Below are 12109 nucleotides of genomic sequence, written 5' to 3'. Positions count from 1 at the left end.
CGGCAAGGCCGAACACGGCACCGCCAAGACGCAGCCAGTCGCTTTGCTGAAGCTCGGCCGGATCGCCGACGCCGACAATGGCGAGGCGGTCGGCCGGGCTGCCCCCAGGGGCCAGCACATCAAGCGTGGCGAGTTTCTTGCCCTTGAATTCCGCTACCTCCATTGCCCTTGACGCAACGCCGTCCGGGTCCGCGGCCGCAGCGCTGCCGGAAAGCCGGGCATCGTCGCGGCACAGCAATACGGCCAGTCCGTCCTTGATCGCGGATGATTTGGAAAATGCGATGTTTATTTTCTGCGGCATGGGAGCTCCGGTTGTCGGTGGGCGGTGGCACATATGCGTTCAGGTCCGGAAGACGGACCCAAAACAGATCGGCTTTTTCGAGCGCAATAACAAGTCCAGAATTTGACGAATCCGCCGTCTCAACCTTCTGTCGGCTGATAAATCGGGCGCAATGGTGTCCGTCGCGGCATGGTAACGAATACTTCAGTTAAAGAATTGTTTACTATCCCGGTTTGCACCGTATTAGGTATAAGCCCATATCTGAGAGATTCCGGTCGCGGACGCTGCGACCGGGTGGTGGTCCACCGGATTCCGTACCGAATGAAATTACTGGAACGCTACATCTTCAGCCGTGTGTTCGCCCTTTCGGTCGGCACTTTGCTGATCACCGCGACGATCGCCATGACGACGCAAGTGCTTCTGCGTGTCAACCTGCTGAGCTCAACGGGACAATCCCTGCTCACATTTCTTGAGCTTGCCGGCCTCGTGATGCCGTCAATGTTCGTGATCGTGATGCCATTTGCCCTGATGATCGGCGCCGCCCAGACGCTGAGCACGATGAACACCGATTCGGAACTTGCGGTTATTGAAGCGTCCGGCGGCTCGCGGGCGCTGATCGCCAGGCCGATCCTGATTATCGCGGCGCTGATGTCATTCGCCAGCCTGGTGGAAACCAACTTTGTGGAACCCTGGGCCAACCGGCAGATCAGGGCGCTGCTTGACCGGGCCTCCGCCGATCTTTTTTCCGCAGCTGTCCAGTCGGGCACTTTCCACAAGATCGAAGACAATCTCTATGTCAGCGTGGCCGAAAAACTGCCCGGCGGGCGGCTTGGCGGCATATTCCTTTCCGACCAGCGCGACGAGGACAACGACCTGCTCTACTACGCCAGATACGGCACGTTCACGGAAACCGCCGGCACGGACATCCTTGTTCTTTCCGACGGTGAGTTGCACCGAAAAGAAGTCGCCAGCGGAAACGTCTCGGTTATCCGCTACGCCACCTATGCGCTTGATCTCAGCCTGATCGGCGGCCGGGCCGGAGGCGGCGGCGGATTGAGGCCGAAGGAACGGCCGACAAGCTATCTCTTCAATCCCGATCTTGAGGATCCCTACTACAAACACGCGCCGTTCGAGTTCCGGATGCGTATCCACAAGCGGCTGTCCGAATGGCTCTACCCGCTCGTCTTCGGCTTCATCACGGTCTATTTCCTCGGCAAGGCCCATTCCAACCGTCACGAACAGGTCTGGAGCGTGGCGACGGCCGCGACCATCGCCTTTCTGCTGCGCGGCTTCAGCTTCTATGCGATCGACGAGTCCGCGACGAGCCGCGTTTTCGGGATATTGTGCTTCGCCGTTCCGCTCGGCGCCATTGCCGTTTTCTCGCTCCTGATGATGACCAACTGGTCATTCAGAGCGCCGCGATATCTCGTCGAACAGTCAGCCAGACTGACATCCGGCGACGAGCCGCTTGCGCAGGTCATGCGCCAATGGCTGGCCGACCTGACCGGCACAAAACGGAAGGGCGCGCGATGATCGGCTTTACGCTCTGGCGCTACCTGTTCCGCCGCTATGTCGTCATGACGTTGTGGTTCGTGCTCGGCGTTCTGGCGATCATCTACATGGTCGATTTCACCGAATTCTCCAGCCGGGCCTCGCGGCTCCCCGGTTACACGATCTGGCTCGGCGCTTTCCTGTCGCTGCTGCGCCTGCCCAATATCATGCAGGAGACGGTGCCGTTCATCATCCTGTTTTCGTCCATGTCCGTCCTGCTTGTTCTCAACCGGAAATACGAGCTGGTCGTTGCCCGTTCGGCTGGCATTTCCGCCTGGCAGTTTCTGACCCCCCTTTGCGTCGCGAGCTTTCTCATGGGCATCGTGATGGCGACGATGGTCAATCCGTTCTCCTCCTTTGCCCTGTCAAAAGTGCAGGAGCTCGAGCTCGGCCTCGGCATAAAGCGCGGGACGGTGGGAACGATCGAGCGTCCGCCCTGGCTGCGCCAGAGGACGGAGGAAGGTGTCACGATCATCGGAGCGGACAAGGTCGCCCGCAGGGGCCTGTTGCTCGGCGGCGCGACATTTGTACGCTTCGACAATGAGGGATCGATCACCGAAAGGCTCGATGCCGACCAGGCCGCACTGGAACCCGGACGCTGGATATTAAGCGATGTGACGCGTTTCGGCGAAGACGGCGTGCCGGACCAGGTTGACGAGATCGTGATCAGCACGAACCTGCGGCCCGAATTCGTCGAGGAGTCGCTGGCTTCGCCCCAGTCGATTTCGTTCTTTGAGCTGCCGCGCAAGATCGAGGTGGCCCGTTCCTTCGGGCTTGGGGCCAACGCGTTTGCGATGCAGTATCAATCGCTTCTCGCGTTGCCGCTTCTTCTGGTTGCGATGACACTTATCGCGGCAACCGTGTCTTTAAAATTTATCCGCTTCGGCCAGTCCGGCACGGTGATTTTGGCTGGTATCTTGGCCGGCTTTCTGCTTTATGTCGTGACGATGTTGGCGAAATCGTTTGGAACCGCCGGTGCCGTGCCTCCCTTTGTGGCCGCGTGGCTTCCTGCGATCGTCGCGTCTGCGATGGGAGTTACTGTGCTTCTCCACAAGGAGGACGGCTAGTGGGGTCTGGGGCGATCTGCGAAAGGAATCGTTTGCGTATCGCAGGTCTGATAGCGGCCTTGTCCGCCAGCGTGGCAATGCCCGCTCTGACGCCGGACGCAATGGCGCAGACGGCGAATGTGCCCGGTATCGATTTGCAGGCCTCACCCGATGCGCAGCTCCTCCTGACGGCCAATGAGCTTACCTTCAACCAGGACAATGAGACCATTGTCGCGCGCGGCGCCGTTCAAGTCGAATATGACGGCTACCGGATGGTTGCGCGAAGGCTTGAATATCACCAGGCCTCGGGCCGGCTCAAGGCGTTCGGCGATATCGAGATGGTGGAACCGGACGGCAATGTCATCTACGCTCAGGAACTGGACATCACCGATGATTTTGCCGACGGATTTGTCAATGCGCTGCGCATCGAGCGGCCGGACAACACCCGCATCGTCGCGGACAGCGCGCAGCGTTTCGAGGGCGAACGCACGACGCTGAACAACGGTGTCTACACGGCCTGTGAAATCTGTGAGGAAGATCCGTCAAAGCCGCCGCTGTGGCAGATCAAGGCCCGGCGCGTGACGCAGGACGGCACGACAAAGACGATCCGGCTCGAGGGCGCGCAGTTCGAACTTTTCGGACGGCCGATCGCCTACCTGCCTTTCCTCGTCGTGCCCGACCACTCCGTCAAGCGCAAGAGCGGCTTCCTCATCCCGTCCTTCAGCTATTCAAAGCAGCTGGGCGCCAAGATGGGTGTGCCCTACTATTTCGCACTCAGCCCCTATTACGACATGACGGTGACGGTGTCCGGCTATACGCGGCAGGGCTTCCTCGGCGAGGCGGAGTTCCGCCAGCGCTTCCATTCCGGCGAGCATATCCTGAAGATCGCCGGCATCCACCAGCTGGCGCCCGACGCGTTCGATGCCGGCACGGTCGACGCCGGTGTCGAGAACCGCGGCATGATCGCGTCGCGGGCAAAATTCGAGATCAATCCGCGCTGGACATTCGGCTGGGATGTCATGGTGCAGAGCGACAACAGCTTCTCGAACACTTATGATATCAGCGGCTACAACGCCGTCACACAGGCGTCCGAGGTTTATCTGACCGGCCTGTCCGGCCGGAACTTCTTCGATCTGCGCGGTTTCTATTTCGATATCCAGTCGACCAATCCGGCCAGCACCGCGGAGGAAGAACAGCCGATCGTTCACCCGTCGCTCGACTATTCACGGACGTTCGACAGGCCCGTGGCCGGCGGCGAACTCAACCTCAATGTCAACATTCTCAGCCTGACCCGGGACGAGGCCGAAGCCGACACGGTCACCGGCAAGTTTCCAGGCGTTGAAGGCACCAGCAACCGCCTGACCACGGAACTGGAGTGGAAGCGTACCTTCATCACGGATGCGGGGCTTGTGGTCACGCCGCTCGCCGCCGCGCGCGGCGATCTCTACTATCTCGATGTCGACGCACCGACAGGATATACCGGGCCCTTCACCACCCGGACGACGCCCGCACGCGGATTGCTGACGGCCGGCCTCGAGGCCCGTTACCCGATCCAGGTCTCGGCACCAGCAGCATCGCATATATTCGAACCCATCGCGCAGATTTTCGTGCGCAATGACGAACAGCTCGCCGGCGGCCTTCCGAACGAGGATGCGCAGAGCTTTGTGTTCGACACGAGCACGCTTTTCGAGCGTGACAAATTTTCCGGTTACGATCGGGTCGAGGGCGGGACCCGGGCCAATCTCGGCGTCCGTTACACGGGCACGTTTTACAATGGTGTGTCGCTGCGCGGCGCATTCGGCCAGTCCTATCAGATCGCCGGCCTCAACTCCTTTGCGACACCGGATCTCGTCAATGTCGGCACCTTCTCGGGTCTGGAAAACAGCCGGTCCGACTATGTCGGCAGTGTCGGCGTGGACCTTCCGCGCGGTTTTTCGATGACGGCGGAAGGCAGGTTCGACGACGAGACCTTCGATCTCCAACGCTCCGATCTGGGGGTATCCTATTCAGGCCGCGTGGTCAGCACGACCTTCGCGCACACAACGGTGCAGCCGCAGCCCGGCTACGGTTCGACAGCCAAGCGGAGCGAACTGAAAGGCGCCGGATCCATCAAGTTCGCGGAATACTGGAGGGCATTCGGCTCGGTCGCCTACAACATCGAAACCCGGACGATGACGGACAATACGATCGGCTTCGGCTATCATGACGAGTGTATTGCGATCACGGTCTCCTACACTCAGCAACGCGATGTCGATCAGGCGATCGACTGGTCCGTCGGTGCGAAAATCAGCCTGCGCACCCTCGGAGACATCAACATCGGCTCCAGCATCCTGAGCGATTTCCGCGATAACTGATAATTGAATACGAAGAATTGCCAGCGAGCATGCCTCAACCGTATGTGATGAAACGAGCCTTTATTTTGCCAAATTATAGGTGGGATTTACCGCGACATCGCGTTTTGCGAAAATGCCATATCGGGGGAGTGAGGAACCGGGAATATGAATAGCGGCTCTGCCAAAAACCATATCACCGCGACGGCAAGACTTGCCGCCATGCTGATGTTGGCTCTTGTCGCGGTTGCGGCAAACGTCGCACCGGCACAGGCAAACCAGGTCGCGATTATCGTGAACGGCAGCGCCATCACCTCGGGTGACGTCAACCGACGGGTGAAACTGCTTCAATTGCAGCGCGAGCGCGGGGATCTGAAGAAGAAAGCTCAGGATCAGCTGATCGAGGAAGCCATCAAGATGAACGAGGTCAGGCGGTTGCGCGCCGGAGTCTCGGACGCTCAGGTCAACCAGTCATTCGCGCGCTTTGCCTCGGCGAACCGCATGTCGGCCAAACAGATGTCGCAAATGCTCGGTCAGGCCGGTGTCGGCGCCAGGCACTTCAAGGAATTCATTCGCGTACAGATGTCCTGGCCGCGCGTGGTGAATGCGCGTTTCAGCACCGGCGGCAGGATGAGCACCGAGGATCTGGTCGCCAAGATGCTCGAGCGCGGCGGCGAAAAGCCGACGACCACCGAGTATATCCTGCAGCAGGTCATCTTCGTTGTTCCGCAATCAAGACGGAATGCGATCCTCGGACAGCGGAAAAGGGAAGCCGAGGCGATGCGTGGCCGCTTTGTCGACTGCAACAGCACCCGCCAGTTCGCAAAAGGGCTGAAGGATGTTTCGGTGAGGGATCTCGGACGCATCATGCAACCGGCGCTGCCCGGCGAGTGGAAAGAGCTTGTCGAAAAGACACAGCAGGGCAGAACGACAAAAACCCGCGTGACGGATCGTGGCGTCGAGTTCATCGCCGTGTGCACGGCCAGGCAGGTGTCCGACGATCTGGCTGCTGAGATGGTATTCCGTGCGGAACAGGCCTCTGAAGACCCAAGCCAGAGCCAGAACAGCCAGAAATACCTTAAAGAACTGCGGGAACGCGCGCGTATCACTTACAATTGAGCCGATAAGCCAAATCTGATGCCGGAACATGGAAGCGAAACCGGGCCGATCGCACTGACGATGGGCGATCCCGCCGGAATTGGCCCGGATGTGACCCTGGCGATGTGGCACAAGATCAGAAACCGGCCGCCCTGCCCGCTTTTCGCGCTTTCGAACCCGACGCTTCTTGCCGAACGCGCCGCGACCCTGGGAATTGAGACCGATATCGCCGTGATCAGCGCGCCCCGCGAGGCGTTCGATTGCGGCAACCGGCTGCCGGTCATGCCGCTCGAAAACGGCATCGAGGCGGTTGCCGGACAACCGACGCCCGCAAACGCACCGGCGGTCATCGAGGCGATCGAGCGCGCCGTTGCACTGACCCGGAACGGCGCGGCGGCCGGGGTGGTCACCTGCCCGATCGCCAAGGAACAGCTTTATTCAGCCGGCTTCGCCTTTCCCGGGCATACCGAATTTCTTGCCGAACTGGCGGAACGCCATTCCGGTTCCAGCTGCCGCCCGGTGATGATGCTCGCCGGACCGCGACTGAAGGCCGTTCCCGTTACCATCCACATTCCGCTGCGCGACGTGCCGGGCGCACTTTCCACCGACCTGATCGTTGAAACGGTCACGATTACGGCCGATGACCTGCGGTCCAGGTTCGGCATGGACCAGCCCCGCATCGCGGTGGCCGGCCTTAATCCTCACGCCGGCGAGAAAGGTGCGCTGGGCGGCGAGGATGCCGAAATCATCGCGCCAGCGGTCGACCGCCTGAGGTCTGCCGGTGTCGATGCTTTCGGGCCGTTGCCGGCGGATACGATGTTTCACGAGGCTGCGCGCAGCCGATACGATGCGGCCGTCTGCATGTACCATGACCAGGCGCTTATTCCGGCAAAGGCACTGGATTTCGACGAAACGGTCAACACGACACTCGGCCTTCCCTTTGTCCGCACGTCGCCGGATCACGGCACGGCGTTCGATATTGCCGGCACCGGTCAGGCGCGGCCCGACAGCCTGATCGCCGCAATCGGCCTGGCGGCAAGGATGGTCGAGACCGCCGGCTTGAAAAGCGACACCACATGAGCGCGCTCGACGGGCTGCCGCCCCTGCGTGACGTCATCGACCGTTTCGGTCTGGATGCCCGCAAGAGCCTTGGCCAGAACTTCCTGCTCGACCTCAATCTCACACAGAAGATCGCAAGGGCCGCCGGGGCGCTGGAGGGCGCCACGATACTGGAAGTCGGCCCGGGCCCGGGCGGCCTCACGCGGGCGATTTTGGCGAACGGAGCCAGCAAGGTTATCGCGATCGAGCGGGACCGGCGCTGTATTCCCGCACTCAAGGAGATCGAGGAACACTATCCCGGCCGTCTGGATATTGTCGAGGCGGACGCGCTGGAGACCGACTTCAGCGTTCTGGCGAAGAGCGGCAAAGTCAAAATCATCTCCAACCTGCCCTACAATGTCGGAACGCCGCTGCTTGTCGGCTGGCTGCTGACCGAACCCTGGCCGCCCTATTTTTCCTCGCTCACGCTGATGTTTCAAAAGGAAGTGGCACAGCGGATCGTTGCCGCACCCGGCTCCGGGACATATGGCCGCCTCAGCGTCCTTTCCGGCTGGCGCATGGAGACAAAGCTGGTTTTTGACGTTCCCCGTCAGGCCTTCACGCCGCCGCCCAAGGTGACGTCATCGGTCGTGCACCTGACACCGCGGAGCGATCCGTTCGCATGTTCTGCGACGAGCCTCTCCCGGCTTACGCAGGCCGCCTTCGGACAGCGGCGGAAAATGCTGCGCCAGAGTCTCAAGAGCCTCGGCGGCGAGCCGTTGCTGGAGGCCGCGGGCATCGATCCAAGACGGCGCGCCGAGACCCTGTCCGTGGAGGAGTTCTGCCGGCTCACCCAGTTGATGGACGGGTCACAGGGAAAGACAAGCGAGCCTTGATCTTCAAAACAGGCGTGGAACAAGGCGCTGCGTACGCTTCGCATAGGATCGGTACGCCTTGCCGAACCGCTGTATCATCAGTTGTTCCTCGCGTTCAACACGTGCAATGTAAAGAACGGTGAACGTGATGAGACCGGCGATACACGCAAGCCAGTTTTCCAGCAACAGCGCCTGACCGATACAGATCAGGAAGATCGCCGTGTACATCGGATGGCGCACGCGGCTGTAGATACCGGTTGTCACCAGTTCGTGGCCGTCCCGGATCTCGAGCGTCGGCGACCAGAAAGCACCGAGATCGGCATGCGAGCGATAAAGCGCGTATATGCCGGCCATCATCGCAACCGCTCCAACGGCGGTTGCCAGGGCCGGCGGCCGGTAAACAGCACGGCCAGAAGCAGCAGAATGATACCTGAAAAGCGTTTGATCAAACTCATGGTCTTTACCGTTTCCTGAGGGTACGCGGCGTCAGACGATTACAGCCTGTTGGCGCGCGTTCTAAATACCGTGTGTTGAAGAGGCAGCATGGCTGCTCCCGGCATCGCGGCGTCACCTTCAATACGGCTCAGGAGAAGCTGCGGCGACAGTTTGGGACTGCCATGGCGGTCCATTTGCGGCGACTCGCACGCATTGATGAGCATCTGGCGAAGCCGTCGGGGCGCATCGCCGCCAAAAAAGACGGCGTTTGGATCAAGAATGGCCGAGAACGCGCGAATGCACAGGTTAAGGCTCGGCCTTACCTCGTCGATCCAGTCGGCGACACCCGGCCATTCAGGGTCAAAGCGATCCACAAGCTCCCGATAACCGATGTCCATACCCCGGTCCTTCAGTCTCTTCTGAAGTTCAACCAGCGCCGGTCGGTGAACGAGCTTTTCCCGCTTGAATATGGTTCCGATTTCACCGGCATTGCCGTATCCGCCATAAACCGGTTTCTCCTCCCAGATCAGGCCGCATCCGAACCCGCCCGTAAACGACAGATAGGCGAAGCATCTGAAATCCTGACCGCCGCCGCAGTAGAGTTCGCCGATCGCCGCACAGGTCGCGTTGTTCTCAAAAAAGGAACACTCTCCCAGCCGGCTTTCGAACAACCCGTCAAGCGGGACCAGCGACCAGCCGTCGATTTCCTTCGGCGTGACAAAGCTGTTTGGATTGGACGTTCGAAAGCCCTGAATCGCAGTCCCGAAACCAATGATGTTTCGGCTCGCCAAAGGTCCTTTGCAACGGAGATCGGATAGAATCGATGTCAGTTCGTCGAAGACCGAATCCGGTTCGTTGGGCGGTGCATCCAGTGTTCCGGCGCAGATCTCCGTTCCGCTAAGATCGACAGCGCAATAGGCGACTTTTCCCGTGCTTATCGATAGCCCGATCGATGCCGTCGCATCCCTGTCCAGCACGATCTGCGGGCTGGGCTTGCCCCTGCCCTTCACGATGGCTTTTTCGGTTTTCAGCAGTTGCTTTGCGATCAACTCCCCGACAATCCGGTGAACGGATTGCTGCGACAGATTTGTAAAGCCCGCCATGGCGGCGCGGGAAATCGTTCCATGCCGGCGGACAATGTTCATGATCTCGCATTCGCTGTCCGATAGCCGGTAGCGGTCCTGCCCGGCGGTCCCATCCAATTGCGAATTCCTCCAACACAAACCGAGAACCGGATTTTGGCTTCACCAAGCCTCAAATCCGATCTGCCTATCATCACGAGAGACAAACCAGTCCGACTGATCGACCCATCTAGTGTATTGCCGGACACATTCAACCGTGGCGTGATTTTATACGCACACGCCCGATAAGATGGAAGGCCCGCGTGGGCGGATATTTTCATATTCTCATTACACTGTGCAGGTATACTTTTTTGTGTAGATGCCGCACCGCTCGTCCAGCCGATCATTGTCATGTCAATTCCGACTGCCCTAAGGACAAATCCGTCCGGCAAACAATTCAGGAAACAGGAATGCCGTCAGACAGCCCGATTGTAGATCAGCCTATCCTCGCGCACCGGGGAGCATCCGCCTTCGCACCGGAGAACACGTTGCGGGCGGTAGAACTCGCAGTTGAAATGGGCGCCAGGTGGATCGAGACCGATGTCCAGATCACCGCGGATGGCGGGCTGGTCATGATGCATGATCTCGAACTTGACAGGACGACGAGCGGACGTGGCTTTGTCGGACTGAACAGTGTCGAGCACATCCTGTCGCTTGATGCCGGAAGCTGGTTCGATCCCTCCTTTGCCGGATGCCGGGTGCCGACGCTCGAGGAATTTCTCGATTGTATCATCGACAACGGCCTCAGCCTGCAGCTCGAGCTCAAGGATCTTCCGGGCCGCGAGTATGACCTCGCAGACGCCGCCTGCGCCCTGTTGAGGACATCGTGGCCATTTGGCGAAAACGGTCTTTTCATTTCCGGGTTCTCGGCGCGTTGCCTGGACCGGGTGAAGCAGAACCTGCCGGATGTGCCCCGCGCGATTGCGCTTGCTTGCGTGCCCGACGATCCGGACGGATATGCAGCTGACGTCGGCGCGCGCATCATCCACGTTCAGGACGACTTTGTCGACGATGCGGCCCTGGCGCGCATTCGCAACGCCACGGTCGAATTCGGCGTTGCAACCGTCAACGATACCGACAGGGCAAGATTTCTGATTGATTCGGGAGTTCAGTCAGTCCTGACAGACGACCCTTCGGTGCTGCAAAGGGATCGCGCGACGCCGCGGCATCATTCGACGGCGCGTTGAGATGGCACCGCTGCCGGCGTTACGGCAGTTTTTCGTCCAGAATCCCGGAAACAAAGTCAAAAAGGCCGGGGCGGCGGTCACGCCGCAGCCGCTCCGCAAAGACGATCGAGCGGACTGCCGAATAGGCCCGGTCGAGATCGTCGTTGATGACCACGTAGTCGTATTCGCGCCAGTGCTCCATCTCGGCGCGGGAATTGGCAAGGCGCATCTCGATGACATCCTCGCTGTCCTCGGCACGCCGGTGGAGGCGCGATTTCAGCTCCGCCAGCGATGGCGGAAGAATGAAAACGGAAACGACATCCGCCGGCATTTTTTCCTGCAGTTGAACGGCACCCTGCCAGTCAATATCGAACAGCATGTCACGCCCGTCGGCCATGCTTCGCTCCACCGCTTCACGCGGTGTGCCGTAGAAATTGCCGTGGACCTCGGCCCATTCAAGCAGGGCATCGGTATCGCGCAACCGCTCGAAATCGACATCGGACAGAAAACGGTAGTGTACGCCGTCTATCTCGCTCCCGCGTCGCTTTCGCGTTGTCACGCTGACGGAGAGGCTCAACGCGTCGTCATTTTCAAGCAGGCTGCGTGCGATGGTGGATTTTCCGGCGCCCGACGGTGATGACAGCACCAGCATCAGGCCGCGGCGTTTGATCTGCGTTGGCGAACCGTCGTCCGACACTCGATTACTCCAGGTTCTGAATCTGCTCGCGGAACTGATCGATCAGCACTTTGAGCTCAAGGCCGATCGCAGTCACCGAGGATGCGTTCGACTTGGAACATATTGTATTTGATTCCCGGTTGAATTCCTGAGCTAAAAAATCCAGGCGGCGGCCGACCGCTCCGCCCTGGCTCAAAAGGGCACGGCTCGCGTCCACATGAGCAAGAATCCGGTCGATCTCTTCGCGGATATCGGCTTTCGCGGCAAGAATTGCGGCTTCCACATGCAGCCGGTCCTCATCAAGTTCCGCGCCCGAATCAAGCAGCGCCAGCACCTGCGTCTTCAGACGCTGGCGGATGGCCTCCGGCTCGAGAGAAGGATCGGCTTCGACCTGGCGCGCCAGCACTTCGAACCGGTCGACCTGCTCGGCAATGATCTTGCCGATGCGTTCGCCCTCCGCCGCGCGCATCGTCCGCAGCGCGGCGATGGCGGT

Annotated in this window: 11 protein-coding genes and 1 pseudogene; 7 read left to right on the top strand and 5 right to left on the bottom strand. The window is 60.1% G+C overall.

Annotated features, from left to right (window positions below; all coding sequences use genetic code 11):
* Positions 1 to 301: M17 family peptidase N-terminal domain-containing protein (locus AC5E6N_RS19865; RefSeq protein WP_491749440.1), on the bottom strand; the 301-nt coding region annotated here is incomplete at its 3' end.
* Positions 302 to 601: 300 nt separating this feature from the next.
* On the opposite strand from AC5E6N_RS19865, the gene AC5E6N_RS19860 reads away from it, so the two are divergent.
* From AC5E6N_RS19860 to rsmA, 6 genes are all read left to right on the top strand, one after another.
* Positions 602 to 1813: an LptF/LptG family permease gene (locus AC5E6N_RS19860; RefSeq protein ID WP_491749439.1), complete on the top strand. Its 1212-nt coding sequence runs from the start codon at positions 602 to 604 to the stop codon at positions 1811 to 1813.
* Entirely contained in the window at positions 1810 to 2898 is a 1089-nt protein-coding gene (gene lptG, locus AC5E6N_RS19855; protein ID WP_491749438.1) for an LPS export ABC transporter permease LptG, read from the top strand. The genes AC5E6N_RS19860 and lptG overlap by 4 nt, the downstream gene beginning before the upstream one ends.
* A gap of 14 nt (positions 2899 to 2912) precedes the next feature.
* Complete coding sequence (locus AC5E6N_RS19850) at positions 2913 to 5231, top strand: LPS-assembly protein LptD (protein WP_491749442.1); 2319 nt, start codon at positions 2913 to 2915, stop codon at positions 5229 to 5231.
* Between the two features lie 144 nt (positions 5232 to 5375).
* A complete protein-coding gene (locus AC5E6N_RS19845) occupies positions 5376 to 6326 on the top strand; it encodes a SurA N-terminal domain-containing protein (RefSeq protein WP_491749437.1) in 951 nt (316 codons plus the stop codon).
* Between the two features lie 18 nt (positions 6327 to 6344).
* Positions 6345 to 7385, top strand: coding sequence for a 4-hydroxythreonine-4-phosphate dehydrogenase PdxA (pdxA, locus tag AC5E6N_RS19840; protein ID WP_491749436.1), 1041 nt, complete (start codon positions 6345 to 6347; stop codon positions 7383 to 7385).
* The gene (gene rsmA / locus AC5E6N_RS19835; RefSeq protein ID WP_491749435.1) at positions 7382 to 8239 is read left to right on the top strand and encodes a 16S rRNA (adenine(1518)-N(6)/adenine(1519)-N(6))-dimethyltransferase RsmA; all 858 of its coding nucleotides are present in this window, start codon (positions 7382 to 7384) and stop codon (positions 8237 to 8239) included. The genes pdxA and rsmA overlap by 4 nt, the downstream gene beginning before the upstream one ends.
* 3 nt (positions 8240 to 8242) lie before the next feature.
* Here rsmA and AC5E6N_RS19830 read toward each other — a convergent pair.
* A pseudogene (locus tag AC5E6N_RS19830) lies at positions 8243 to 8611 on the bottom strand (protein-S-isoprenylcysteine O-methyltransferase); the annotation flags it as partial.
* Between the two features lie 101 nt (positions 8612 to 8712).
* A complete protein-coding gene (locus AC5E6N_RS19825; RefSeq protein ID WP_491749434.1) occupies positions 8713 to 9855 on the bottom strand; it encodes an ROK family transcriptional regulator in 1143 nt (380 codons plus the stop codon).
* Positions 9856 to 10184: 329 nt separating this feature from the next.
* On the opposite strand from AC5E6N_RS19825, the gene AC5E6N_RS19820 reads away from it, so the two are divergent.
* Positions 10185 to 10961 carry a glycerophosphodiester phosphodiesterase family protein gene (locus AC5E6N_RS19820; RefSeq protein WP_491749433.1) on the top strand — a complete coding sequence of 259 codons (777 nt, stop codon included), beginning with the start codon at positions 10185 to 10187 and terminating at the stop codon, positions 10959 to 10961.
* Positions 10962 to 10980: 19 nt separating this feature from the next.
* Here the strand turns inward: AC5E6N_RS19820 and gmk are convergent, their stop codons facing one another.
* Both gmk and AC5E6N_RS19810 read right to left on the bottom strand, forming a co-directional pair.
* Complete coding sequence (gmk, locus tag AC5E6N_RS19815) at positions 10981 to 11592, bottom strand: guanylate kinase (RefSeq protein ID WP_491749441.1); 612 nt, start codon at positions 11590 to 11592, stop codon at positions 10981 to 10983.
* 49 nt (positions 11593 to 11641) lie between these two features.
* On the bottom strand, positions 11642 to 12109 hold a 468-nt coding region (locus AC5E6N_RS19810), incomplete at its 5' end, for an endoribonuclease YicC domain-containing protein (protein WP_491749432.1).

It is taken from the genome of Hoeflea sp., from assembly GCF_984452065.1.
The sequence above is the reverse complement of the archived record's forward strand: the minus strand, read 5'-3'. Positions and strand labels throughout refer to the sequence as shown.